The following is a 26,360-nucleotide window of genomic DNA, read 5'->3' as shown; positions in this document are numbered from 1 at the left end:
AAGGTGCTTATTTTTAGATGTAGAAAATAACAATTAGAGAAAGAGAGATAAAGAGATGATTGACAATAAAAAGCGTCCTGGCAAAGACCTTGACCGTATCGACAGGAATATATTAAACGAACTACAAAAAGACGGGCGAATTTCTAACGTAGAGTTATCTAAACGAGTTGGTTTATCTCCAACACCTTGTTTAGAGCGTGTACGTCGCCTTGAGAGACAAGGATTTATCTCTGGCTATACTGCGTTATTAAATCCACACTACTTAGATGCATCTTTGCTCGTGTTTGTTGAAATCACACTTAACCGTGGTGCTGCGGATGTATTTGAGCAATTCAATACAGCAGTTCAAAAACTGGAAGAAATTCAGGAATGCCACTTGGTTTCTGGTGACTTTGACTACCTGTTGAAAACGCGTGTGCCAGATATGTCCGCATATCGTAAACTGTTAGGTGAAACTCTGTTACGTTTACCAGGCGTAAACGACACTCGCACCTATGTAGTTATGGAAGAAGTTAAACAAAGCAACCGCTTAGTGATCAAAACTCGCTAATTAGTGCTTTTTAACCTCGCTTCAGCACAGCATTTCAGCTTTGTTGCCGCACTGCAGTTTCAACGCTGAGTTTACTCAGCGTTGTTCCGTTTTTCTCGCCTCATTTGTTGCTTTATAAAAACGTAATATTTTGCTGTTTCACAGCTTCAACTGGCTGCTATCCATGCCTTTCTACCTTGTTTTACGTAAATTACTTAGCAACTGATAAGTTTTATTTCCAATTTATTGATTCTAAAGCTATAAATATTTAGGATTTTTGACGAGAAATAGAAATTGAATCATCATACATTAGATGGAATACTGCACCTTAGTGCTTTTGTGAAGCCTTGATATCTCTTAGTCGCTGTAAAACAGGCAGAGTCAGGCGTTTAATGGTAGAATAAACCTAGGTTAGTCAAGAACATCAGTTAGCAAAGAAATAATAATGAGCCAAGAATATACAGAAGATAAACATATCAAATTTAAAAAACTAAGTAGCGGAAGACGGCTATTAGAGGTTATTTTGCTCGCAATATGCTTGAGCGCACTCTTCTTAATGGTGGCTTTATTGAGCTTTAGCCCTTCAGATCCAAGCTGGTCACAGACCACTTGGAATGCCCCAGTGAAGAATTTAGGGGGGAGTGTAGGTTCATGGAGTGCCGATATTCTCTTCTCTGCTTTTGGTATTCTTGCATTTGCCATTCCTGCACTATTACTCCTAGGTTGCTGGGCGATTTTCCAATATGAAAGTCAGCGCCGATATATTGATTTTTTCTCTTTATCGTTAAGATTAATAGGTGGTTTAGCACTTATTTTATCTTCTTGTGGACTTGCGGCTCTCAATTTTGACGACTTACCTAATTTCGCCTCTGGTGGTGTGATTGGCAGTGTATTTAGTAATGCAATTATGCCGTGGTTCAATTCATTAGGTGCTACGTTAGCATTGCTGTTTTTATGGGCGATAAGCTTTACGCTGTTTACGGGATGGTCATGGCTTACAATCGCAGAAAAAATTGGTGCAGCGGTACTTCTCCCTATTACTTTGCTAACAAATCGAGCGAGGGGAGACGATTTAGATAACTATGATTACGACGTTGAAGAAACTGAAGGAGCTTTACAGCGTGCGCAAGAAGCTGAGCACAGAGCCAATGATAGCCTAGAAAATATTGATGCGGATGATGTTTTGTTTTCCGCACCCACTGTGGCTGAATTAGTCACTGAAGTCGCTCCAACAACGGAAAAAAATACGGGTGAAGCGGTTGTTACTACAGAAAACCCAATTCCTTCAGTGAATCAAAACACATCAGAGCAAGATTCGGTACCTGCTTTCTCTGCAGTGGATGAGCCGAGCACATATCATTTTGAAGTACCAGAAGATTACCAGCCTAAGCTCGGTGCAAGTTTTGATTCAACATCAGATACCGTTAATGAGCCGTTAGTTCAAGCGTCACCGTATGTTGCACCAGAAGAACCGATATTTAGTGTTCAGCATAATCAACAAATAGAACAACAAAAACAAGACAATACCGCTTATCAAGAATATTCGGATAAACAAGAAACACCTGTTAATCAAGCTGCGTTTGAAGCTCAAGCAACATCAGTGCTCCCACTTGACTCTTCAAGTACAACAGAAAGTTTTATTCCATCATCAGTTACTGAAAGGGTCTCTAATCCAGCTGCATTAGCGGCTGCGGGTATTTCAGTCGCTGCACTGGAGCGCCATGCTCAGGTTAAACAAAATATGGAGCCAGAGCTTCCACGGCCAAATCCTGTTCGTTTGCCGACTCGTCGTGAGTTATATGGTATTCGCATTCCATCGTTACGTGATGCGGAACTACAGCGGCGCGAAGAAGAGGCCTCTAAACGTGAACAAATATATCAGCAGTGGTCTACGAGTGAGTCTGAGCAACCTGAAACTGATGATGAGGCACAACAAGACGAATTACTACGAGCGCAGTTCTTAGAACAGCAACGTGAACGTTATGGTGAAGTTGATGAAACTGATTATGATGTATCGCTTAATAGCCTGCACTCGCATGATGAGCAATTACAAAATGAGCCAATGACTGACAATAGAGTCAGCGCATTTACGCAGCCAGAAATTGAACACCGTTGGGCGTCAGCTTCACAACAATCCAATAATACGCATACAATTCCAGAGCCTGATGAGGCCGTGCCAGTCGTGGATAATGGCTATCAATCTCAGTTTACACAAGAGCAAGAAGACTTTGAGCCTAAAATTGATTTAAGAAAAGAGTTCTCTGTGCTGGATAGTTTTACCCCTGTTGATGATTTGGTTGACAACGAACCAGCTGACCCATTATTTATGCCATCATTTAGCGCGACTTCTGTTACAGCAGGTACCCCACAAAATAATATCGCTGAAGGGCTTGCTAGCTCACCATCAGTAACACAAACTTTTGCGCAGCCACAGCAGCCACAGCAGCCACAGCAGCCACAGCAGCCACAGCAGCCACAGCAGCCACAGCAGCCACAGCAGCCACAGCAGCCACAGCAGCCACAGCAGCCACAGCAGCCACAGCAGCCACAGCAGCCACAGCAAGATAGCTTATTCCACCCGTTCTTAGTGCGTAATGACCAACCATTACCAAAACCAACAACGCCAATGCCATCTCTTGATTTGCTGGCAAGTCCGCCAGCACAAGAAGAGCCAGTGGATATGTTCAAACTAGAACAAACAGCAAGGTTGATTGAAGCAAGGCTTAATGATTACCGCGTTAAAGCTGAAGTGGTTGGTTTTTCTCCAGGCCCTGTCATTACTCGGTTTGAACTTGACCTCGCACCGGGAGTAAAAGCTGCACGGATATCCACATTGTCACGTGACCTTGCTCGTTCGTTATCAACCGTAGCCGTACGTGTTGTAGAAGTGATACCGGGTAAACCTTATGTAGGCCTCGAACTCCCTAATGAGAAACGGCAAACCGTTTACCTAAGTGAAGTCTTAGACTGCGATGATTTCCGCAAAAACCCATCTCCTCTCACTATTGTATTGGGTAAAGATATTGAAGGTGACCCTGTTGTTGCGGATTTAGCGAAAATGCCTCATTTACTCGTTGCGGGGACAACCGGCTCTGGTAAGTCGGTTGGGGTGAATGCAATGATCCTCAGTATCTTGTATAAAGCCAAACCCGAAGATGTTCGCTTTATCATGATTGACCCGAAAATGCTGGAGTTATCCATTTATGAAGGTATTCCGCATCTATTGACTGAAGTGGTTACTGACATGAAAGATGCGGCGAATGCCTTGCGCTGGTGCGTGAATGAAATGGAACGCCGTTATAAACTCATGTCTGCATTAGGGGTACGTAACCTAGCGGGTTATAACGACCGCATTAAAGCAGCAGAAGAAATGGGGCGGCCAATTCCTGATCCACATTGGAAACCCGGTGATAGCATGGATGTAGAACACCCAATGCTGAAAAAAGAACCTTACATTGTTGTCATGGTTGATGAATTTGCCGATTTAATGATGACAGCAGGTAAAAAAGTGGAAGAGTTAATTGCACGGTTGGCACAAAAAGCACGTGCCGCGGGCATTCATTTAGTATTGGCAACTCAACGGCCATCGGTTGATATCATTACTGGACTAATCAAAGCAAATATTCCAACGCGGATTGCATTTACGGTATCCAGTAAAATTGACTCACGCACGATCCTTGACCAAGGCGGCGCTGAATCTTTACTAGGCATGGGGGATATGCTGTATTTACCACCAAACTCTTCAATTCCTGTGCGTGTACACGGTGCTTTTGTTCGTGACCAAGAGGTTCATGCAGTTGTGAATGATTGGAAAGCTCGCGGTAAACCACAATATATTGATAGCATCACGACCTGTAGTGACGATAGCGAAGGTGGTGGTTATGATAGCGGAGGTGAAGAGCTTGACCCACTGTTTGACCAGGCAGTTGAGTTTGTTGTTGAGAAACAACGCGTTTCCATTTCTGGGGTTCAACGCCAATTTAGGATAGGTTATAACCGTGCTGCAAGGATTGTTGAGCAAATGGAGCTCCAAGGTATTGTCAGTGAGCAAGGGCACAATGGTAACCGTGAAGTTCTTGCTCCTCCGTCAATGGGACATTAATAATTTAGTGTGCTAATTGCTGGTTTAATTTAAGGGGTGTATAAAGACGTAACACCTCTTATGGTAATAATTTTAAGGTCTCTCATCGATGAAAAAAATGATGTTATTGGGTGCGTTAGCCCTGAGTTTACATATTGGCCAAGTATTGGCAGACGCAAGCAAAGACCTTCAAGAACGTTTGAATAAGGTCAATAGCTTCCAAGCTAGCTTCTCGCAAAAGGTGACGAGTCCTGAAGGGGATTTGGTTCAAGAAGGTGTTGGGGATTTATGGCTTGAGCGCCCAAATTTATTTAATTGGAACATGACATCACCTGATGAAAGCGTATTGGTGTCAGATGGTAAAGATTTGTGGTTTTATAACCCGTTCGTAGAACAAGTGACGGTGACTAATTTAGCAGATGCTACGCAGGATACGCCATTTCTACTAATTACACGTAACGACCCGAAAGATTGGAAACAGTACTCAATCATTCAGCAGGGAAATACGTTTGATTTAAAACCAAAACAAACTAATGGGACTTTAAAACGTTTCTCCATTACGGTTTCTCCCGAAGGGACGATTGAGCAGTTTTCAGCGGTTGAACAAGATGGCCAAACCAGTGCTTATCAATTAAAAGAGCAAAAAAATGGTCGCGTTGATGCGAGTAAATTCAAGTTTACAGTACCAAAAGGCGTCACTTTAGATGACCAGCGTTCAAATGCTAAATAAGCTTGATTAGAGAAAATATTAGCCAGCAGTATTCATACTTGCTGGTTAATATATAAGATATTTTAAGAAGTAAAAAAGAGGATATAGTGGGTAACCTGTCTCTTGATTTTTCGCAGAATGAATTTCAACCTTTAGCAGCAAGAATGCGGCCTGAAACCCTTGAACAGTATATTGGCCAAAAGCATTTATTGGCTGAGGGGAAGCCGTTGCCACGTGCGATTAAAGCGGGTCATCTGCACTCCATGATTTTATGGGGGCCCCCTGGAACAGGTAAAACAACCCTTGCCGAAATTATTGGTAATTATGCACAAGCCGATATCGAACGTATTTCAGCAGTTACTTCTGGTATTAAGGAAATTCGAGAATCCATCGAAAAAGCCCGGCAAAATCGCAGTGCGGGGCGGAGAACCATTTTATTTGTCGATGAGGTTCATCGTTTTAATAAAAGCCAGCAAGATGCATTTTTACCTCATATAGAAGATGGCACGATTACATTTATTGGTGCAACAACTGAAAACCCATCATTTGAATTAAATTCCGCGTTATTATCACGTGCTAGGGTGTATTTGCTTAAATCCCTTGAAGAAAATGATATTGAACAGGTCTTGTTACAAGCACTGGCAGATTCATCTCGTGGCCTTGGTGGGCAAAATATTGTTCTGCCTGATAACACGCGCAAAATGGTCGCTCAGTTGGTTAATGGGGATGCTAGGCGTTCATTAAATCTGCTGGAAATGATGGCAGATATGGCAGAGGCTGATAGCCAAGGGCAGCGTATTTTAACCGCTGATCTGTTAAAAGAAGTTAGCGGTGAACGTACTGCACGGTTTGATAACAAAGGCGACCGTTATTACGACTTAATCTCTGCTCTGCATAAGTCGATTAGAGGCTCAGCACCAGATGCCGCACTGTATTGGTTTGCAAGGATTATTACTGCGGGTGGTGACCCTCTGTATGTTGCCCGTCGGCTACTTGCAATTGCATCAGAAGATGTGGGGAATGCGGATCCTCGTGCGATGCAAGTCGCCATTTCAGCTTGGGATTGCTTCACGCGAGTGGGGCCAGCCGAAGGCGAGCGTGCAATTGCCCAAGCTATTGTTTATTTAGCTTGTGCGCCGAAAAGTAACGCGGTTTATACCGCCTATAAAGCAGCGATTAAAGATGCACAAATGCAACCAGACTACGATGTGCCAGAACATCTTCGAAATGCCCCAACTAAACTATTAAAAGAAATGGGTGCTGGGAAAGAATATCGTTATGCACATGATGAACCTAACGCATATGCTGCGGGAGAAAATTATTTTCCTGAACCTATGCAAACAACACGTTATTACTACCCTACGAAACGGGGCCAAGAAAGCAAGTTTGCTGAAAAATTAGACTGGTTAGCCCAACAGGATCAAATTAGCACCACAAAACGCTATCGCTAAACTAGGCAATGCGGTAAGGTTATATAGCGAAATACTTTACTTTATTTGTTGTGCTGGAATGCACCTCAAAAAGTATCATTAATTACTAACAATAATCACAGGATAAGCATGCTCGATCCCAATTTACTGCGTACGGAGCTAGACGCGGTTGCTGAAAAACTGGCTCGCAGGGGTTTTACCCTTGATGTGGAAAAGCTGCGTGAATTAGAAGAACGCCGCAAAGTTTTACAAGTTGAAACTGAAACCCTGCAAGCAGACCGTAATTCGCGATCGAAAACTATTGGTGCGGCGAAGGCACGTGGTGAAGATATCGAACCATTACGTCTGGAAGTTAACCAATTAGGCGAAAAATTGGATTCTGCAAAAGCAGAGCTAGATAAGCTGCAACAAGAAATCCGTGATATTGCCTTGAGTATCCCGAACATCCCTGATGACCAAGTACCTGATGGTAAAGATGATTCTGACAACGTTGAAGTTGCTCGTTGGGGTGAACCTCGCCAGTATGACTTCGAAGTTAAAGACCATGTTAGCCTTGGTGAGTTATCTGGTGGCTTAGACTTCCCTGCTGCGGTAAAACTGACAGGAGCACGTTTTGTTGTCATGAAAGGGCAAATTGCTCGCATGCATCGTGCCTTGGCTCAATTTATGCTTGACTTACATACTGAACAACATGGTTACCAAGAGTTGTATGTTCCATATTTAGTCAACCATGACACACTGTACGGAACTGGCCAATTACCAAAGTTTGGTGAAGATTTGTTCCATACTAAACCACTGGAAGAAGAAGCAGACAGCAGTACTTATGCGTTGATCCCAACCGCAGAAGTTCCAGTGACTAACTTGGTTCGTGATGAAATTTTAGATGAAGACTCACTTCCTCTGAAAATGACGGCACATACGCCTTGTTTCCGTTCTGAAGCAGGGTCTTATGGCCGTGATACACGTGGTTTGATCCGTATGCACCAATTTGACAAAGTTGAGTTAGTGCAAATCGTACATCCAGAAAAATCTATGGATGCATTGGAAGAGCTGACTGGCCATGCAGAGAAAGTATTACAATTACTGAACTTGCCTTATCGTAAAGTGATTTTGTGCACCGGTGATATTGGTTTTGGTTCACGTAAAACCTATGACTTAGAAGTGTGGTTACCAGCGCAAAATACTTATCGTGAAATTTCATCTTGTTCAAACATGTGGGACTTCCAAGCGCGCCGTATGCAAGCGCGTTTCCGCGGTAAGAGTGATAAGAAAACACAACTTGTTCATACCCTGAATGGTTCTGGTTTAGCGGTTGGTCGTACATTGGTGGCGATTTTAGAAAACTACCAATTAGCAGATGGCCGTATTGAAGTTCCAGAAGTATTGCGCCCATATATGAAAGGGCTAGAGTTCATCGGTTAATTTCCGTTACTCTTTCAAACATAAAGCGCGACTGACGACAGTCGCGTTTTTTTGTGTAAATTTAAAGTGTTCTGGAAAAAGCATCCTCAGGTTAAACCTGATCCCCCCTCAATATTTTCCAAATAGCAGCATTCAATGCATGACATTAATCTACGGTAAAATAAATTTATCGGGGTGATATTGATGGGTGTAATTATTGGTGTTTTCTTATTAGCGGGTATTGTAAAAGGGGTGATCGGGCTAGGCCTACCAACAATCGCGATGGGGTTATTAAGCACATCAATGGAGCCTGCTGCAGCTGCGAGCTTATTAATTATTCCGTCATTAATTACTAATATATGGCAATTATTGATTGGCCCACAATTTATAGCACTAATCAAACGGCTCAGTGGTTTTATTATTGGGGTCATGCTTGGCACATTATTCAGTTTTTTACCTTCTTTAACCTCGGCATCTCGTTGGACACTACCTGCACTGGGTATCGTGCTTATTATCTATGGAATTTGGGGCTTAATTGCTAAAAAAACGCCATCTTTCGAGAAACATGAAACATGGCTTTCGCCAACAGTGGGTTATATTACAGGTGTAATTACAGCAGCTACAGGAGTATTTGTTATTCCAGCAGTCCCTTATTTGCAAACCTTAAAATTAAATAAAGATGAGCTTATTCAGGCTCTAGGGTTAGCATTTACCGCATCAACAGTTGCATTAGCCATCAAGTTATCCATTGACCATCAACAATATGATATTAATTGGAGTTTATCTGCCTTTGCCTTAATACCTGCTATTGGTGGAATGTATCTTGGTCAATATTTACGCAAGATTATTAGCGAGAAATTATTCCGTCGTTGCTTTTTTATTGGGTTAATCGGATTAGGGATTTACATGACGGCAAAATTAGCTTTCAGATGACCAGTTAATTAAAAAATGAATAAACTCGTTGGTATAATCAGGTAATTGGCTGAAATCTCGTGCGCAGATAACTAATTTTCGGCATGCCCAATCTTCGGTCAATTGCAGTATTTTACTAGTAGAAAATTGACTACGCTGTGCCGCTTGTTTGGGAATAATAGCAATGCCAATTCCATCGTTAACCCCTTGCATTACCGCATCTAGTGTTGGCATGCGTACCCGGTAGTTGAGCCGTTTGCCTTGTTGTTTAGCGTTATTATCAATATGTTTTTGTAATGGGTTATCTTCCATTAAACCAATAAATTCAGCATCAATAATATCAGAAAATAGAACGCTTTTTTGGCTTACCCAAAGGCTATCTTTATGGGCAAAAACGACTAATTCATCTGAGCTGAATGGACGAATATCCAGACCAGTGAGGTCAGTAGAATCTGCGATAATACCAATATCTGCAATTTTATTTTTGATGGCAGTGACGATATTAGCACTTGGCATTTCTTTCACGGATACAGACATAGTGGGTTGTTGTCGTAAATAAGCGCTAACACGGGCGGGTAAAAATTCCATTTGAGCTGAAGTATTACAAAGAATATTAATATGCCCACGCAGGTGTCGACTATATTTTCGCAGTTCATCTTGCATTAATTCAATTTGCTGCAAAATTGTTTTCGCATGCTCGATAAATACATGACCTGCATTCGATAATGAAACCCCTTTCACTGAACGAATAAATATATCGATGTTTAATTCATTTTCTAACCCACGTATTCGTTCACTTGCAGATTGCAGTGTAAGATAAGTTAGTTTTGCTCCTTGGGTGATGCTTCCTGCATTGGCGACATTAACACACAGTTTTAAATCAGTGGTATCGAAATACATGGAAAACAACTCCAAATTATGAAAAGAAGAGGGAAATTATCATTTAAAGGAATATATGTGAATTTTTTCGGGATAGCAAAAAGGAAAGCAATTGCTTTCCTTTTTTTAGATTTAATGATTTAACAAAGTCGTCAAATCATTAGATTTTGGTTTATTTTACTTGTGAGAAAAACAGGCTGCGATAGCTGCTGTAATAGCAAACATACATAATTGGCATAGAAACTAATAAACCTAAACCTAATGGGATAACTGAAATTATCATTAAGATTGATAAAACGATAAAGAACAGGATACCTGGTAGGAGGTTTTTCTTAACAGCTTGTAAGCTTGCTGAGATTGCAGCGCCAACAGTGAAATCATGGTTCATCACTAATGCAGGAGCAAACCAAGTTAAGGCTGTACCCACTAATGCTGCAATGGCCATTATGATGATTGCAAAGAAGAATGTACCTGAAGACGCAAGGATAGCCGCGTCAGATGGCGAACCGTATTGGTTGCTTTCCATCAGTAAACCGAACATTGCAGAACCACCGATAATAAATGCGATGATCATTCCTACTAAGTTAGCAGCAAAGTTGATGGCTCCAACGGCAAATAGGGTACCAAATTTATTTTGGAAGCCTGCAAATAATAAGCCGATTTCTGCTTGGCCTGTTTTACGTTGATTTTCACTGATAGCAATAATACCACCGATAAAAATAGGTGTAATAAAAGTAATCAGTAAGTTCAAGAATGGGATCATTGAAATGATAAAGATCACCGCAAACAGAACGATGTTAATTAGGATCCACATTCCCAGTTTTTCTTTAACGAGAGACCATGATTGGCTGATCCAGTTAACACCTTCACCTGCATCTACTGCGCGAGGTTCTGCGTGAAAAACGAATGTATCGGCTTGAGTTTGTGCGTTAATTGTAGGTGCAGGGTTGTTATCTGCACTGAAGTTTTCATTATTCATGATAAAAAAGGAACCTGTTAGTCGTAGTGAATTAGCGATATATTATTATTAATAAGTTTTTTGAGCTTATACTCATTCTTGTAACTTATCGGCAGTAGTATGCAGATAAGTTAGCTTATTATAAAGCAGACTATTCTGGTAAGGTATTTTTGATTAAAATTTTCTTGTATAAAATATTTTCTATCGAAATAAGAAGGTTATCTATTCCTTAATGTACTGAATAAAATACGAATATTTAGTATATTTAGTGAAAAAAGCTATTTTTTGGTTCTATCAACAAGGTTAAATCGTCAATTAAATAATCACGATTCATAATAATTAAGTAAGATTTTATTTAATTTAAAAGCTAAATAAGTGATATTGGGTAAGCATCCAACGGCTTAATTTCTTTAAGTACAAACATACTTTGCATTTCTTTGATACCCGGTAACCGGCGAATAACCGTCATAGCAAAGTCGGCATAGGAGTCTAAATCATGGGATACAACCTGTAATAAAAAGTCAGTATCACCACCAATACTGTAGCAAGCGACGACATTTTCTAGCTCAGTCACTTCTTGTTCAAATTTTTGTGCTTCAGCCTCGCTATCACTATCAATAATGACGCGAACAAAAACCATCACACCTAAGCCAATCTTTTTACGATTGAGAATGGCGCGATATCCTTGAATAATATTTTCTTCTTCTAATTTTTTAACCCTTCGCCAACAGGGAGAGGCTGACATGCCTACTTTTTCGGCAAGCACTTGGTTAGTTATTCGAGCGTCATCTTGTAGTAACTTTAGTATTTTTATTTCTGTCTTATCTATTGCCATAAATGAAAATCTCTACCTTAAAAATGCTTTAAATGGGATAAATTTACCTAAATCTTAGCGTGTAATGACTGAGTTAGAAAGCCTATTTCTTTCTTTAAATGCCATAATTATTGGGAAATTGAATACAGATAAAATCATAGGGGACAGGAATGATATTTAATCCAGCTGAGCATCGTTGCGGTATCGTCGTTAATCAGGATTTATCTAACGGGTTGGCAATGAATGCCGCTAGTGTGATTGGCGTGAGTTTAGGAAATAAAGTTAACAATATAGTAGGGGAAGATTTGAACAGTGCGGATAATATCAATTATCCCGGTGTGATTTATGCGCCATTACCGATTTTAAAATCACCGGAGCAGTATATTAAAGAGATTGAAGTGGCTGCATTAAAGGTAAATGAAATATACATTATTCCTTTTAGCTTATTGGCACAATCGTGCCGGACTTATGATGAGTATCAGCAAAAATTATTAGAACACGAATATAAAAATATTCAGTTAGCTGGTATTGGATTGGTAGGAAATAAAAAGGCGGTGACGCAGCTTATTGGCCACTTACCTTTGTTTAGATAGGAATAATGGCAGATAAAGCAGAGGCTCTATAAAGAGCCTCAAATTGGTTAGTACATTACTTTGTGACCATAACTTTCTAGAATACTTTTAACTCGTTCCATCACTTCTTTTGATGGTGGTCTAACGCCATCTAGTTTGTATTCTTCACCCATGGTTTCCCATTTGTGTTTACCGAGTTCGTGGTAGGGCAGTAATTCGATTTTTTCGATATTGCTCATATCTTTGGTAAATTCGCCCAGTAAATGTACTGAATGGTCATCATCACTCCAACCCGGCACGACAACATAGCGTACCCAAGTTTTCTGGTTGCGTTTGGCAAGGTAACGAGCAAATTCCAAAGTACGATGGTTAGAAACACCCACTAATTTTTGATGAATTTCATCATCGATTTGCTTTAAATCTAACATCACTAAGTCAGTGACATCCATCAGTTCATCAATCACTGGGTCGTAGCGGCGCACGAATCCATTGGTATCAAGGCAAGTATGAATATTTTCTTTTTTACAGGCACGGAACCAGTCACGTACAAATTCAGCTTGTAAGATAGCTTCTCCGCCTGAGGCGGTAACACCTCCGCCAGTCGCATTCATAAAGTGGCGATAGGTTACGGCTTCTTTCATTAATTCTTCAACGGTAACAATATTGCCACCGTGGGTATCCCAAGTATCGCGGTTATGGCAATACAGGCAGCGCATTAAGCAGCCTTGGAAAAACACAATAAAACGGATCCCAGGACCATCAACGGTTCCGCATGATTCAAACGAATGAATACGGCCGAGTGTGGTTGGGGTTTCTGTCACATTAGTCGTCGCTATTGTTTTGGTTTTAGTATCATTGATAGACATAGCAGGCACTCCAAAATATCCTTCATACCGCAAACTTTAGAGCAAAAATATCGTTGCTGGTATAGATAAAAAGCCCCCGTGAGGGGGCTCAGACTGCTGACAAACATATTATGTTTGGCTGCAAGTCGAATAGGTTTTGAAAATAAACTAGGAAAATCAATTTATTGATTTTCGGCTGATAACACAAAGCGGGAAAAATCACGCTTTTATCCCGCTTTGTCAACAACCTCAGACCCCGTAAAGCGGGGTCTTTAATTTACTTTATTTTAATGAGCTAATTATTACATTGTACTGGTGAAAGTACGAGTAATAACGTCTTGCTGTTGTTCTTTAGTCAGTGAGTTGAAACGTACAGCATAACCAGATACACGGATAGTCAGTTGTGGGTACTTCTCTGGGTTTTCCATTGCATCTAACAGCATTTCACGGTTCATAACGTTAACGTTCAGATGCTGGCCGCCTTCGATAGACGCTTCGTGGTGGAAGTAACCATCCATCAGACCCGCTAAGTTCGTTTTACGAACATCATCATCTTTACCTAACGCATTTGGTACGATAGAGAAAGTATAAGAAATACCATCTTTCGCGTAAGCAAATGGCAGTTTAGCAACAGAAGTCAGTGAAGCTACCGCACCTTTTTGGTCACGACCGTGCATTGGGTTTGCACCTGGTCCGAATGGCGCACCTGCACGACGGCCATCTGGTGTATTACCTGTTTTCTTACCATACACAACGTTAGATGTGATGGTCAGAATTGACTGAGTTGGTACCGCGTTACGGTAAGTAGGCAGTTTCTGAATTTTCTTCATGAAACGTTCAACTAAGTCACACGCGATATCATCTACACGAGAATCGTTGTTACCAAATTGTGGATATTCACCTTCGATTTCGAAGTCGATAGCGATACCGTCTTCATCACGAATTGGTTTAACTTTCGCATATTTGATTGCAGACAGTGAGTCAGCAGCAACAGATAGACCCGCAATACCACAAGCCATGGTGCGATAAACATCACGGTCATGTAACGCCATCAGCGAAGCTTCATAGCTGTATTTATCGTGCATGAAGTGGATGCAGTTCAGTGCAGTGACGTACTGAGTTGCTAACCAATCCATGAAGTGGTCCATTTGGTTCATCACAGTATCGAAATCTAAGACTTCGTCCATGATTGGTGCATGTTTAGGACCAACTTGCATTTTCAGTTTTTCATCAACACCACCGTTGATGGTATACAGCATGGTTTTCGCTAAGTTTGCGCGAGCACCGAAGAACTGCATTTGTTTACCAACAATCATTGGGCTGACGCAACATGCAATTGCGTAGTCATCGTTATTGAAGTCTGGACGCATCAGGTCATCATTTTCATACTGAACTGATGAGGTATCGATAGACACTTTAGCTGCGAATTTTTTGAAATTCATTGGCAGTTTTTCTGACCACAGGATAGTCATGTTTGGCTCAGGAGATGGGCCCATGGTATACAGTGTGTTCAGGAAACGGAATGTGCTTTTCGTTACCAGAGTACGGCCATCAAGGCCCATACCTGCTAATGATTCAGTTGCCCAGATTGGGTCACCAGAGAACAGCTCATCGTATTCAGGAGTACGTAAGAAACGTACCATACGCAGTTTCATGACTAAGTGGTCAATCAATTCTTGCGCTTGTTGTTCGGTGATTTTACCTGCTTCTAAGTCACGTTGGATATACACGTCTAAGAAGGTAGAAACACGACCAAATGACATTGCAGCACCGTTTTGTGATTTAACAGCGGCTAAGTAACCGAAGTAAGTCCACTGTACTGCTTCTTGTGCGTTTGTTGCTGGTGCAGAAATATCGTAACCGTATTTTGCAGCCATTTCTTTCATTTGACCCAATGCACGGTGCTGTTCAGCAATTTCTTCGCGCAGTTGGATAGTCATTTGTAGGTCTTCACCTTTTTCTAATCTTTCTTGCAAAGAGGTGAATTGGTTAAATTTGTCTTTCATCAGGAAATCAATACCGTACAGTGCAACACGACGGTAGTCACCGATGATACGACCACGACCATATGCATCAGGTAGACCAGTTAAGATACCTGATTTACGGCATTTTAAGATGTCTGGCGTGTAAACGTCGAAAACACCTTGGTTGTGAGTTTTACGGTATTCAGTGAAGATTTTTTTGATTTCTGGATCTAAAGTACGGTTGTAAGCTTTGCATGAGCCTTCAACCATTTTGATACCACCGAATGGGATAAGACCACGTTTCAGAGGTGCGTCAGTTTGCAAGCCAACGACTTTTTCTAATTCTTTAGTAATGTAACCTGCATCATGAGAAGTGATGGTTGAAGCGACATCAGTGTCAAAATCAACTGGCGCATGAGTGCGGTTTTCGATTTTGATCCCTTCCATGACTTTATCCCACAACGTGTCAGTTGCTGGAGTAGAGCCTGCTAAGAAAGATTCATCACCTTCATATGGAGTGTAGTTTTTCTGGATGAAGTCACGTACGTTGACGTTATTCTGCCAGTCACCTTGGTTAAAACCTTGCCATGCTAAAGCGAATTTTTCATTTAACTCGGACATGATACTTTTACCTTTTAACAATGGATCTTTTAGGGATCTTAATAAATCTTTTCGTGTGTGTCAGTGGCTATTAATGTTTTTGGCCACTACGTAAATGCATAAACCAATAAATGAGGCCGACTAAAATCGCACCGCCAATAATATTTCCGATAGTGACTGGAATTAAGTTATCTGTAATAAAGTTACCAACCGTTAGGTGTGAAAATTGGTCAGGAGACATATTTATTTGAGACCAATATTCAGCGGGGGCGAACTCTTTAATCATAATGCCTAACGGGATCATGAACATGTTTGCGATACTATGCTCAAAACCGCTCGCTACGAACATCGCGACAGGTAACACTAGAACGACCAGTTTATCAGTTAAACTACGGCCGGAGTAACTCATCCAAACCGCAAGGCAAACCATTAAGTTTGCTAAAATTCCTAATGTAACCGCTTCAATAAAGGTATGGTGTAATTTATGGCTGGTGGTTTGTAATACATTTAACCCCCATTGACCATTGGCTGCGGTGTATTGTCCTGCAAACCAAATCAGTGCAACAAAGAATAACGCACCAATTAAGTTACCAATATAGACATTAAACCAGTTACGGAACATTTGCCCCCAAGTAATTCTTTCTGTGGCTTTTGAGACGATAGTGAGTACGGTGGAGGTGAAAAGATCTGCGCCACATACAACCACTAACATCAGACCTAAGGAGAAACAAATCCCGCCAATAAGTTTAGTGAAACCATAAGGCGCTTCAGCTGCCCCAGTTGTTGCTGTGATATAGAATACAAACGCGATAGAGATAAAAATACCGGCAGTGAATGCTGACAAGTAAGTAATTGCAGGATGTTTATTTGCCTTATAAAAAGAGGCATCATCTGCGACTTGCGCCATTACAGCAGGTGGCAATAAATTAAAAGGGTTGTCAGCTTTCATACCAACACTCTCTTACAAAGTTGATTAATTATAGCACGCAATAATAGTAACAAAGGGGTGAATTGATAAATTTGATATGGATCATGAACTCTCTAGAGAGAGCGGTGAAAATGGTTAGTAAATTGTTAAATTTGAATCTATCTTGTTGATATATAATGTATAAATATTTTTTAAAATTTATATAAAATTTTTATAAGGTCAGTTTTGAGCATTAAAATAAGTAAAAATATACGCGTAAATGTTAACTATTTAAGATGAATATGATCCTTTTGGCATACAATTTAACTTATGTTTGCATAATACCCTATTTAATTCGGGGGGATTCCGATATATATTCCTTAACCAAACCTTATTTCTGCAATATTTATCTAACAATAATGTAAATAATAAAAGATTCGTATAAATGAATCTACAAATGAAAGTGATATATGTTAACTAATCAAACAGCTTTTAATGTTATGGCTAGGTATAAAACTCAATATCTTCGAGTGTGTTCAATTCTTGCTCAATACGTTCACGACTTGCTAAAAGTGTTTTGATGACTTGGTTCACTTTGGATTCATCAATGCGGAAAGTTGGGATAGACACACTAATTGCAGCTATGATTTTATCCCGCTGACGCAATGCAACAGCATAGCAGGTCGTTTCTTCATTTATTTCTTTATTATCAACGGCATAATTATTTTCACGAACTGCGTTAAGCTGTAGGCGCAGTTCAGCCAAAGTTTGCACACTGTATTGGGTTAACGGGGTAAAACCTGAAGGATAAAGCTCGGAAATTTGTTGGTCACTGTAGTTAAAAATCATAGCCTTACCCAGTGCCGAGTAAATCGCAGGCAAACGAGTTCCAATATTAGAGATTAATTGGACCTTTTGCGCCGATTGAACTTTATCAATGTATAACACATTAGCACCGTCTAAAATCCCCATTTGACACACTTCATTGCATTCATCAACAATATGTACCATTTCCCGATGAACCATTTTTAGCCAATAGGATTTTTCGAAAAATGAGCGGGAAAGGAGTGAGCAGGCGATACCTAAATAATACAGCTGGCTATTGTCATCATAATTAATATATCGATGTTCAACCAACGTTTTTAAGATAGGATAAATAGTCCCCTTTAAGATTTGTGTTTTATCAGAAAGTTGTGTCAAAGAAAGCCCAGTATTTTCAGCCGATAAAACTTGCAGTATTTCTAATACCCGAATTGTCGGCATGTGCCCCGTAGACATTAAACCACCTCACTGATTAATTTTGTCGCTATTCTAGGTTTAAAATACCACTATGTAAATCATCTCAGGAATACGTTTAATCTCAAATTGGTCACTCTTAATAATGGGTAAAGTCATCCAAAAGGCGTGACCTTGCTCAAAATTTAGCAATAAAAAAATTATTCTTTAGTTAGCTTTATGACCACTTAATCCCTTCAAATATCTTTTTAATCAGATTATTACATAAAATTTTCATATGAGTTGTATGAATTTGACTCAATCCATAATTCATGATTTCTTGTTTTTGGTTTTTATTTATGAATGTAGTTTGTATATATGAATATCGGTAACAAGGAGATTATCAGTATGGAAAGTCGTTATATCACTCCAGTAGTGACCATCTTTGATGACAAAGGTCGAGTGGATATAGAACAAAATATACGTGTTTATGACTCATTGAAGGGCAAAGTCTCCGGTTTTGTCACTATGGGAAGCACGGGGGAATTTTTTGCGCTTAATATGCAGAGCTCAAAAAAACTCATCGACCTATGTAGTCGTTACCCAAAGGAGGAAATGCGTGTTTATGCAGGAGCAAGCCGCCTTGATGTGCAAGAGTCGGTTGAATTGGCTAACTATGCATATGAAAAAGGAATTGATGGGGTGATGATCATTAGCCCATATTATTTTCCGCTGGATGATGAAGGTGTTTTCCGTTTTTACAGCACGATAGCAGCCAAAACATCTGCTAACATTTTCATTTATAACTTCCCTGAACGAACAGGTTATTCTGTCTCCCCTGATGTTTGCCTACGTTTAGCGGATAAATATCCCAATATCATCGGATTAAAAGATACCATTCCTGACACGACTCATACCGCCCAAGTGATTGAAACGGTGAAATCACGCTTGCCTCATTTTGAGGTATACGCAGGTTACGATAATAACTTTGCTCATGTGGTGTTATCGGGGGGAAATGGGTGCATTGGTGGGCTTTCAAATATTGTGCCGCAATTTTTTGCATCATGGATGCAGGCGTTTACCCAAGGTGATTTAGCGTTAGTGGCAAAACACCAGCAACGAGTAGACCAATTGATGGCTATATATGGCGTCAATGCGCCATTCATCCCAACCTTTAAGAAAGCGTTGCAGCTAAAAGGTGTGGTTAATTCAGATTATTGTACAGCACCATTTATGGGGTTGAACAATATACAGATTGAGCAACTTCAGCAGTTGTTAACCCTTGCTGATTCACCGCTCTGACCTTTCCTGAATCAAACACAATAGAACATCTTACCAACAGGGAAAAATATCATGGCGACAACTAAAGCTTATAACAATCCTGTTTTAAATTCTGCGATAGCCAAATCGTGGAAACGTTTAGTACCCCTGATGTTTATTTTGTATTTTGTTGCCAACTCGTCGCATCGAAATCTCAGTGCTGTGTATGTTAGCCGCAGCATTAGGTTTGGCATTGTCAGCATTTGCAAGCCCTGTTTTTGCTATTGCAGCATTATGTTTAAGCGCTGTTGGTTTTTTATCCGTTCAACCAGTATTTTGGACGTTTCCTCCTCAGTTATTAAGCGGCCCTGCATTAGCAGCAGGAATTGGTTTCTGTACCACCATGGGGGCATTCTGTTCATTCCTCGCACCAATCATTCGCGTGGAAGTCGATAAAATGATGAATAGCAATACCGCAGGTATCGTGATATTAGCGGTGATCACCGTCGGTTGTGCCGTTTTAATCGCATTACTTAAAAAAACACTCATAACAACAACCTCAAAGCATTGTCATCTAACTAATGACAATTTTTAGGAAGGTGTGACATGCAAAAAATTCTCAAAATTGATGAGAGCGACAACCTAATTGTTGCTTTGAAAGACCTGCAAGCAGGAGATATCTACCACTGGGGAAGTGAAGAAGTGACCCTAGTGACCGATGTGAAAGCAAAACACAAGTTCGCCATGGAAGCGATACCCGTTGATGGTATTGTTTCGATGTATGGTACTGCAGTAGGAAAAGCCACAAAGCCAATCGCAAAAGGTGAAGTTATCACAGTCGATAATATTCGCCACTATGCAGCTCCGGTTTCTTTAGAGCAAGATGCGCCATATGAGTGGAATGCGCCAGATGTATCGGCATATCAAGGACGCACATTTAAAGGCTATATACGTGAAGATGGGCGAGTGGGAACTGCAAACTATTGGTTAATCTTTCCATTAGTATTTTGTGAAAACCGCAATGTAACAAAGCTCACTGATGCCTTAAATGAGGCATTAGGTTATACCAATAATAGTTTGAAAAACTTTGCGTTAGATTTAACCGCAGGCGAGCAAAGGGAAGCCGCAAAACCTAAATTATTCCCACATATAGAAGGTGTGCGTTGCATTACGGTCACGAGTGGTTGTGGTGGGGCGACTTCTGACAGTAAAACGATGTGTGATGTGCTTGCTGCTTATGCAGATCACCCTAATGTGATAGGTATTACGGTGTTTAGTTTGGGCTGCGAAAAAGCACAGCGCAAAATGTTTAAAGAGTCACTGGCTGCTCGAAACTCCAATTTTAATAAGCCTGCACTTTACTTCCGCCAGCAAGAATGGAATAGCGAAGAAGAAATGATGCAAACCGCTTTGAAGCAAACTTATGAGTGCATGAAGGCTGTCGAACCACAGTCCCGTGTGGATGTTCCGTTGTCTCATTTAAAACTCGGTGTGAAATGTGGCGCTTCTGACGGTTTTTCTGGTATTTCGGGTAATCCTGCGATGGGGCTAGTTTCTGATTGGTTAGTGACCTTGGGGGGCGCATCAGGTTTAGCTGAATTCCCTGAATTGTGTGGTGCAGAAGGGGACATGGTGAAACGGTGCGTGTCTTTTGAGGATAAGAGAAAATTCTTAGACTTGATGGAGCGTTATGAAAAGACAGCAAATTTCTTTAATACTACGATTGCCGATAACCCGAGTCCCGGTAATATTGCAGATGGATTAATAACAGATGCAATTAAATCGACGGGAGCGGCTAAAAAAGGCGGAACGTCGCCGATTAGTGCAGTGTGTGACTATGCGGAGCCTATGCCTGACAGCGGGTTATCATTAGTTTGCACGCCGGGTAATGATGTTGATGCGGTTACCGGCCTTGTTGCTGCGGGGTGTAATGTGGTTATTTTTTCAACAGGACTTGGAACTCCTACAGGGAACCCGATTGTGCCAGTTTTAAAAATATCGACTAATAGTGCCATTGCAGAGCGTCTGTCAGACATAATTGATTATGATTGCGGGCCAATTATTGATGGGGTTCCACTACCAACAATTAGTAAAGGGTTATTTGAACGGGTGATTGAAACGGCAAGCGGTGACTATCAGGTTCAAGCGGACCGATTAGAACAGTTTGATTTCTTATTATGGAAACGTTCATTGGATTTATAATTAATATAAACCAATAAATTGTGAAAATGTTGACGGGGCAAGTTCCCCGTCAACGATTTAATTCACATTATGCATTATCACGCTTTGCTTTTTGCAGCTTTTCATAAGCAGCCAGCAAGGCTTGATGCGCAGGAAGTGCTTTAAGTTCTTCGTCAATAGACCACAAGCCATAGAAGCATGATTCCCCAGCGATAGCGGCTGATGCAGCATTTACTGCCTCTTGACCATACATACGTACAAAGGCGTTGTAGTATTGTGCAGGATCACGTTCTTCTTCTTGGGATAACAACAACAGGGTTTGCAAGCAACGATAATAATTTGCACGCTCAGCAGTAAATACCGAGCTATTGAAGTCTTGTGTCCATTCAACCCAAGTAAGTGCTTGCTCGAGATCACCACCAGCCAGTGCCAACATGGATTTTAGTTCGCCAATACGCAGGTTACTCCACCCATTGTCTTTACCTACAGCCAAACCAAGTAATTCACGAACACGGGTAAAATCATCTAAACCATCATCATCTAATTGCTCGATAAGGGCAAGATAATCTTGTTTTTCCCATTGGCTATCAGGTAGGTTGATAATGGTGTCACGTAAATAAGCGCCCATCGCGTTATTGGCGATATGTAAGTCTTCTACTGGGTAAATATCAGACATACCTGGGACTAAAATACGGCAAGCGTAGACACCCAAATGGTTATAATCTGCAATATAGACTTCAGCATCTAATTTATTGAAAATACTGATAAGTGTTGCAAATTCTTCTTGAGTTGTGCCTTTAAAACTCCAATCTGCAAAGGCATAATCGGCATTATCTTTAAACAGATCCCAGCTAATTAAACCGCTTGAATCAATAAAGTGAGTTTCAAGATTCGTATGCTCTGCTACTTCTTCGTCATCAAAGGTTGGTGCATTAAACACATCGAGGTCTTTTAAGCCACGGCCTTGCAGCAATTCTGTGACAGTACGCTCAAGGGCCACACCAAAGTCAGGATGAGCACCAAATGAGGCAAAGCAAGTCCCGTTCTGTGGATTGAACAACACCACACAAATTACAGGGTATTGTCCGCCTAGTGATGCGTCATAACAGAAAATTGGAAAACCTTCTTTCTCTAAGGTTTCAACCGCTTCAACGACTGCAGGGTAGCGCGCCATAACATCTTCTGGGATAGCTGGCAGGCTAATACTTTCAGCGATGATTTTATTTTTCACAAAACGTTCAAAGACTTCGGAAAGACCTTGTACACGAGCTTCATTGGCTGTATTTCCCGCAGACATACCGTTAGAGACATACAAATTACCGACAATATTCATTGGAATATACACGGTTTGGTTGTCTGATTGACGGGTAAATGGCAGTGCACAAATACCGCGTTCTTCATTACCAGATTGCAAGTCAATTAATTGGCTGGCGGCTAAGGCGTTGTCGGGGTCATAAAACTTAATCAAACGATTGTCTAATAACCCTTCAGGTAAGCTATCATCTTCGGTTAATGGGAACCATTTTTCATTAGGGTAGTGGACAAAATCCCCTTCAGCAATAGATTTACCTAGGTAGAAATCCGCAAAGAAGTAATTCGTTGATAAACGCTCAAAATACTCACCAAGCGCTGAGGCTAATGCAGCTTTCTTGCTCGCCCCTTTACCATTAGTAAAGCAAAGTGGGCACGCTTTATCGCGGATATGTACAGACCAAACGTTAGGTACAGGGTTTAACCAAGAGGCTTCTTCAATATCAAACCCTAATTTCTTTAATTTGGTTTGAAATGCATCAATGGAATCTTCAAGAGCGGCATCTTTGCCGGGAATAAAAGTTTGGCTCATTGTCAGTCACTTGTGAATAGAGTGTTTCAAACGGGCTATGATACGGATTTTTGCTGCAAGCCTCACGCTTTTTATTCATTCATAGATAAATCATCTTAAAATTCATTATTTATCCTAAAATAATTGTATAGGTCACATAAAATTCAGCACAATTCCACATAATAACCGAAGTTTATTAATGAAAGGAAAATAGGATGAAAAACAGAAATAAAGCGCTTTTGGCGACATTGGTTTCACTGTTTGCCGTATCCGCTATCGCTCAACCGAATATTACGGTATTGGCGACAGGGGGAACGATAGCAGGAGGTGGTGATTCAGCCACATCTTCCAGTTATCAAGCGGGTAAAGTAGGGATTGATGCTTTAATTAATGCGGTGCCAGAAACCAAAAAAATCGCTAATTTAAGCGGTGAGCAATTGGTGAATATTGGTTCGCAAGATATGAATGACCAAGTTTGGTTGGCACTGGCGAAAAAAATTAACCAAGATTGTGATAAAACAGATGGTTTTGTAATCACTCACGGTACTGATACTTTAGAAGAAACGGCATTTTTCCTTGATTTAACCACGCAATGTAAAAAGCCAATTGTTTTGGTTGGTGCAATGCGACCGTCAACGGCTTTAGGCGCTGATGGTCCTTTGAACCTGTATAATGCAGTCGTTTTAGCGACGGATAAGTCTGCTGGAGAGCGCGGTGTTTTGATGGCAATGAACGATAAAGTCGTGCAAGGCCGTAATGTGATGAAAATGAGCACCACTGAAGTACAAGCGTTTGATGCCGTTAATAGTGGGGCAGAAGGCTTTATTCATGATGGTAAAGTTACTTATTTCCAAGCAGCGCAACCTCGTAGTGACAAAGCGGCATTCGACGTCAGTAAGCTCGAAAAGCTCCCTGCGGTAGGTATCGTTTATAACTATGCCAATGCATCAGCAGCTCCTGTGAAAGCCTTGAGAGAAGAAGGGGTTGAAGGAATTGTAAGCGCGGGTGTGGGTAACGGTAATATGTATAAGACTGTCTTTGACGCTTTAGCAAAAGCAGCGAAAGAAGACGTGGTTGTCGTTCGCTCAAGCCGTGTACCAACAGGGTATACGACAAGAAATGCCGAAGTGGATGATAACTTATATGGTTTTGTTGCTTCAGAAAGGTTAAATCCGCAAAAAGCGCGCGTATTGCTGCAATTAGCCTTAACTCAGACTAAAGATCCTCAGCAAATTCAGGCATTATTCGAAAAATATTAATTATCAAAACGAGTATTTATTTCATACAGCGGGGTGCAGTAGCCTGTACCCCGTTAGCTTTATTGTTTGTTAAGAAATTTTATACTTACGTATGTTATTTTTCAGTACAACAACATTTATCCTAATTATTTGACTCAGTAATCTGAGCTTTTTTAAGGCAATTAGGTCAATGTGGTGATAGAACTTTGAGAATTCCTACAAAATAGGAAAAATTAAGGTACAAACAGTTAATTTATTGATTTTATCTTGAACCCTTTCTTATGTGTATTCTCTATATATTTTTTATATTTATCAATTTATTACATTTTATTTTTAGCAAGGTCATCACTGGTGATAATGGCAATTAATTAAAATTAATGTGTCGTTGATCATATTTTGGCAACAAAGCCTGTATCTGTGTTGATAATTCGCGTTGCAAAAAATAGGCTAAATACATCGCATGAGGCATAACTCATTGTGAATATTTAGATTTAAATGGAAAGTTAAATCGTATTTCGGCCGAAAAATAAAATTAAAAAATATTAGAGGAATACAAGAATGGTTAATAAAAATGTCAATACTGGCAGGAAATTGCTCGTCTTAAAAATCGCAATAGCGATGCTGCCTATTGGTTACCAGCCAATCATGCATGCGGAGCAATTTCTTGAAGATTCAAAACTTACTGGTGGCCTTTACTACTGGCAACGAGATCGTTCACGTAAAGATTTAGACCCTAATAGTGATAAATATAAAAAGTATGCGGATAATCTTAAACACTCAACGTTTAATGCCAGCCTAGATTTCTCATCAGGCTATTTTCAGGACATTATTGGGCTTGATTTAGCGGGTTTTACAGCTATTGAGCTATCGAACAGTGGGCCTGCTGCACCAAATGAAATCGGTTTTAGTGACGCAAAATCACGTTGGGATGAAAAATGGACAGGGGATCGTAGTGGTGTGACTTTTTATAAAGCGGCTGCAAAATTGAAATATGGCCCTTTCTGGGGGAGAGGCGGCTATATTCAACCAACGGGGCAAACGCTATTAGCATCCCATTGGAGTTATATGCCTGGAACATACCGTGGATTAGAGGTGGGCGGGGTGTTTGATTTTGAGCAAAATGGTGAACTCAGCATGTCCTATATGTGGACCGACCGCTATAAAGCACCTTGGTACCGCAGTATGTATGATTTTCGTGAAGCGGATGGTAAAACTGGGATCAGCTATTTACAATCAATTGGTTTCAAATATGACTTTAAAAACAACTTAGTTCTTGAAGGGGCATATGGGCAAGCAAAAAGCTATATGGACCAATATTTTGCCAAGGTTTCCTATGCTGTTCCTGTTGTAGACCGTGATTTACGTATGTCTTATCAATTTTATGGAGCAAAAGACAAGGTTTCAGACGGCGGAGTTAATGATGTTTATGACGGTTTAGCTTGGTTGCAAGCGATGACATTAGGTTACACCTACGATGAATTTGATTTTAAATTAGAGGGAACCTATGTAAAAGCTAAAGGTAATCAAGGTTATTTCCTACAGCGTATGACCCCTGGTTGGGCAACATCAAATGGCCGCATGGATATCTGGTGGGATGGCCGTTCAGACTGGAATGCTAATAATGAAAAAGCCGTTATGGCTGGTGTTATGTATGATTTAAAAAATTGGGATTTAGCAGGATGGAAAGTCGGAACCTCATATATTTATGGTTGGGATGCTAAACCAAGTACGAATAGCCAATATGCTCAAGATGTACGCTTAAAAGAAAGTGCATGGAACTTTGATATTTTATATACCGTGCAGTCAGGTAGAGCAAAAGATACGCTATTTAAGCTACATTTTACCAAATATGATAATCATACAGATATTCCGAGTTATGGTGGTGGTTATGGAAATATTTTCCAAGATGAAAAAGATATTAAGTTTATGGTAATGATGCCATTTACTGTATTCTAGAGTAGAAAATATTTTAGTAACAAATGACTGCTATAGGGGAACTATGGCAGTCATTTGCCTAGATAGGAAAGAGGTTTGCTATATATT

At 40.5% G+C, this 26,360-nt stretch carries 19 protein-coding genes and 1 pseudogene; 12 read left to right on the top strand and 8 right to left on the bottom strand.

All coding sequences use genetic code 11. The features are described from left to right. Positions 1-55: 55 nt before the first annotated feature. The 6 genes from lrp to P3L44_RS14485 all read left to right on the top strand — a co-directional run bounded on the left by lrp (position 56) and on the right by P3L44_RS14485 (position 9,083). Positions 56-550: a leucine-responsive transcriptional regulator Lrp gene (gene lrp, locus P3L44_RS14510; RefSeq protein WP_004256338.1), complete on the top strand. Its 495-nt coding sequence runs from the start codon at positions 56-58 to the stop codon at positions 548-550. A gap of 424 nt (positions 551-974) precedes the next feature. Continuing rightward, positions 975-4,631, top strand: a complete 3,657-nt coding sequence (locus P3L44_RS14505; protein ID WP_316928245.1) for a DNA translocase FtsK 4TM domain-containing protein — start codon at positions 975-977, stop codon at positions 4,629-4,631. 88 nt (positions 4,632-4,719) lie between these two features. Next, a complete protein-coding gene (gene lolA, locus P3L44_RS14500) occupies positions 4,720-5,340 on the top strand; it encodes an outer membrane lipoprotein chaperone LolA (RefSeq protein ID WP_140170802.1) in 621 nt (206 codons plus the stop codon). A gap of 86 nt (positions 5,341-5,426) precedes the next feature. Next, entirely contained in the window at positions 5,427-6,770 is a 1,344-nt protein-coding gene (locus P3L44_RS14495) for a replication-associated recombination protein A (protein ID WP_094960674.1), read from the top strand. Between the two features lie 108 nt (positions 6,771-6,878). Next, a complete protein-coding gene (serS, locus tag P3L44_RS14490) occupies positions 6,879-8,171 on the top strand; it encodes a serine--tRNA ligase (protein WP_004256329.1) in 1,293 nt (430 codons plus the stop codon). A gap of 183 nt (positions 8,172-8,354) precedes the next feature. Beyond that, complete coding sequence (locus P3L44_RS14485) at positions 8,355-9,083, top strand: sulfite exporter TauE/SafE family protein (protein ID WP_140170800.1); 729 nt, start codon at positions 8,355-8,357, stop codon at positions 9,081-9,083. Here the strand turns inward: P3L44_RS14485 and P3L44_RS14480 are convergent. From P3L44_RS14480 to P3L44_RS14470, 3 genes are all read right to left on the bottom strand, one after another. Further along, positions 9,069-9,962 carry a LysR substrate-binding domain-containing protein gene (locus P3L44_RS14480; RefSeq protein WP_272661746.1) on the bottom strand — a complete coding sequence of 298 codons (894 nt, stop codon included), beginning with the start codon at positions 9,960-9,962 and terminating at the stop codon, positions 9,069-9,071. The genes P3L44_RS14485 and P3L44_RS14480 overlap by 15 nt on opposite strands. Before the next feature lie 151 nt (positions 9,963-10,113). Continuing rightward, positions 10,114-10,920 carry a BPSS1780 family membrane protein gene (locus P3L44_RS14475; RefSeq protein WP_004256309.1) on the bottom strand — a complete coding sequence of 269 codons (807 nt, stop codon included), beginning with the start codon at positions 10,918-10,920 and terminating at the stop codon, positions 10,114-10,116. A 346-nt stretch (positions 10,921-11,266) separates the two neighbouring features. After that, the gene (locus P3L44_RS14470; protein WP_004256307.1) at positions 11,267-11,734 is read right to left on the bottom strand and encodes an Lrp/AsnC family transcriptional regulator; all 468 of its coding nucleotides are present in this window, start codon (positions 11,732-11,734) and stop codon (positions 11,267-11,269) included. Positions 11,735-11,883: 149 nt separating this feature from the next. Between P3L44_RS14470 and P3L44_RS14465 the strand changes: the two genes are divergently transcribed. Next, entirely contained in the window at positions 11,884-12,306 is a 423-nt protein-coding gene (locus P3L44_RS14465; protein ID WP_272661747.1) for a DUF2000 domain-containing protein, read from the top strand. Between the two features lie 47 nt (positions 12,307-12,353). Here P3L44_RS14465 and pflA read toward each other — a convergent pair whose 3' ends face one another. The 4 genes from pflA to P3L44_RS14445 all read right to left on the bottom strand — a co-directional run bounded on the left by pflA (position 12,354) and on the right by P3L44_RS14445 (position 17,879). Continuing rightward, the gene (gene pflA, locus P3L44_RS14460; RefSeq protein WP_227528824.1) at positions 12,354-13,151 is read right to left on the bottom strand and encodes a pyruvate formate lyase 1-activating protein; all 798 of its coding nucleotides are present in this window, start codon (positions 13,149-13,151) and stop codon (positions 12,354-12,356) included. Between the two features lie 281 nt (positions 13,152-13,432). Further along, positions 13,433-15,715 (bottom strand): formate C-acetyltransferase, encoded by a 2,283-nt coding sequence (gene pflB, locus P3L44_RS14455; protein WP_140170798.1) that lies wholly within the window; start codon positions 15,713-15,715, stop codon positions 13,433-13,435. A gap of 70 nt (positions 15,716-15,785) precedes the next feature. Then, positions 15,786-16,643: a formate transporter FocA gene (gene focA, locus P3L44_RS14450; protein WP_272661748.1), complete on the bottom strand. Its 858-nt coding sequence runs from the start codon at positions 16,641-16,643 to the stop codon at positions 15,786-15,788. A gap of 462 nt (positions 16,644-17,105) precedes the next feature. Continuing rightward, positions 17,106-17,879, bottom strand: coding sequence for an IclR family transcriptional regulator (locus P3L44_RS14445; RefSeq protein ID WP_272661749.1), 774 nt, complete (start codon positions 17,877-17,879; stop codon positions 17,106-17,108). 345 nt (positions 17,880-18,224) lie between these two features. On the opposite strand from P3L44_RS14445, the gene P3L44_RS14440 reads away from it, so the two are divergent. From P3L44_RS14440 to P3L44_RS14430, 3 genes and pseudogenes are all read left to right on the top strand, one after another. Further along, entirely contained in the window at positions 18,225-19,118 is an 894-nt protein-coding gene (locus P3L44_RS14440; RefSeq protein WP_272661750.1) for a dihydrodipicolinate synthase family protein, read from the top strand. Positions 19,119-19,269: 151 nt separating this feature from the next. Continuing rightward, a pseudogene (locus P3L44_RS14435) lies at positions 19,270-19,671 on the top strand (MFS transporter); the annotation flags it as partial. 11 nt (positions 19,672-19,682) lie between these two features. Next, positions 19,683-21,278: a UxaA family hydrolase gene (locus P3L44_RS14430; protein ID WP_272661751.1), complete on the top strand. Its 1,596-nt coding sequence runs from the start codon at positions 19,683-19,685 to the stop codon at positions 21,276-21,278. A gap of 67 nt (positions 21,279-21,345) precedes the next feature. On the opposite strand, the gene ycaO is transcribed toward P3L44_RS14430, so the two are convergent. Then, complete coding sequence (gene ycaO / locus P3L44_RS14425) at positions 21,346-23,100, bottom strand: 30S ribosomal protein S12 methylthiotransferase accessory factor YcaO (RefSeq protein WP_272661752.1); 1,755 nt, start codon at positions 23,098-23,100, stop codon at positions 21,346-21,348. Between the two features lie 194 nt (positions 23,101-23,294). On the opposite strand from ycaO, the gene ansB reads away from it, so the two are divergent. Further along, positions 23,295-24,338: an L-asparaginase 2 gene (gene ansB / locus P3L44_RS14420; protein ID WP_109911037.1), complete on the top strand. Its 1,044-nt coding sequence runs from the start codon at positions 23,295-23,297 to the stop codon at positions 24,336-24,338. Between the two features lie 537 nt (positions 24,339-24,875). Continuing rightward, a complete protein-coding gene (gene chiP, locus P3L44_RS14415) occupies positions 24,876-26,273 on the top strand; it encodes a chitoporin ChiP (RefSeq protein WP_004256290.1) in 1,398 nt (465 codons plus the stop codon). The last annotated feature ends 87 nt before the right edge of the window (positions 26,274-26,360 follow it).

The organism is Providencia sp. PROV175 (genome assembly GCF_032707045.1).
Lineage (GTDB): Bacteria > Pseudomonadota > Gammaproteobacteria > Enterobacterales > Enterobacteriaceae > Providencia > Providencia hangzhouensis.
This window is presented reverse-complemented; position numbering and strand designations above follow the sequence as displayed.

What these genes read in the sequence shown, in the direction of transcription:
- focA (WP_272661748.1), bottom strand. Translation starts at nt 16,643, where the DNA reads ATGAAAGCTGACAACCCTTTTAATTTATTGCCACCTGCTGTAATGGCG.
- serS (WP_004256329.1), top strand. Translation starts at nt 6,879, where the DNA reads ATGCTCGATCCCAATTTACTGCGTACGGAGCTAGACGCGGTTGCTGAA.
- P3L44_RS14440 (WP_272661750.1), top strand. Translation starts at nt 18,225, where the DNA reads ATGGAAAGTCGTTATATCACTCCAGTAGTGACCATCTTTGATGACAAA.
- chiP (WP_004256290.1), top strand. Translation starts at nt 24,876, where the DNA reads ATGGTTAATAAAAATGTCAATACTGGCAGGAAATTGCTCGTCTTAAAA.
- P3L44_RS14485 (WP_140170800.1), top strand. Translation starts at nt 8,355, where the DNA reads ATGGGTGTAATTATTGGTGTTTTCTTATTAGCGGGTATTGTAAAAGGG.
- ycaO (WP_272661752.1), bottom strand. Translation starts at nt 23,100, where the DNA reads ATGAGCCAAACTTTTATTCCCGGCAAAGATGCCGCTCTTGAAGATTCC.
- pflA (WP_227528824.1), bottom strand. Translation starts at nt 13,151, where the DNA reads ATGTCTATCAATGATACTAAAACCAAAACAATAGCGACGACTAATGTG.
- P3L44_RS14480 (WP_272661746.1), bottom strand. Translation starts at nt 9,962, where the DNA reads ATGTATTTCGATACCACTGATTTAAAACTGTGTGTTAATGTCGCCAAT.
- P3L44_RS14475 (WP_004256309.1), bottom strand. Translation starts at nt 10,920, where the DNA reads ATGAATAATGAAAACTTCAGTGCAGATAACAACCCTGCACCTACAATT.
- P3L44_RS14430 (WP_272661751.1), top strand. Translation starts at nt 19,683, where the DNA reads ATGCAAAAAATTCTCAAAATTGATGAGAGCGACAACCTAATTGTTGCT.
- P3L44_RS14445 (WP_272661749.1), bottom strand. Translation starts at nt 17,879, where the DNA reads ATGTCTACGGGGCACATGCCGACAATTCGGGTATTAGAAATACTGCAA.
- lrp (WP_004256338.1), top strand. Translation starts at nt 56, where the DNA reads ATGATTGACAATAAAAAGCGTCCTGGCAAAGACCTTGACCGTATCGAC.
- lolA (WP_140170802.1), top strand. Translation starts at nt 4,720, where the DNA reads ATGAAAAAAATGATGTTATTGGGTGCGTTAGCCCTGAGTTTACATATT.
- P3L44_RS14465 (WP_272661747.1), top strand. Translation starts at nt 11,884, where the DNA reads ATGATATTTAATCCAGCTGAGCATCGTTGCGGTATCGTCGTTAATCAG.
- P3L44_RS14470 (WP_004256307.1), bottom strand. Translation starts at nt 11,734, where the DNA reads ATGGCAATAGATAAGACAGAAATAAAAATACTAAAGTTACTACAAGAT.
- ansB (WP_109911037.1), top strand. Translation starts at nt 23,295, where the DNA reads ATGAAAAACAGAAATAAAGCGCTTTTGGCGACATTGGTTTCACTGTTT.
- pflB (WP_140170798.1), bottom strand. Translation starts at nt 15,715, where the DNA reads ATGTCCGAGTTAAATGAAAAATTCGCTTTAGCATGGCAAGGTTTTAAC.
- P3L44_RS14505 (WP_316928245.1), top strand. Translation starts at nt 975, where the DNA reads ATGAGCCAAGAATATACAGAAGATAAACATATCAAATTTAAAAAACTA.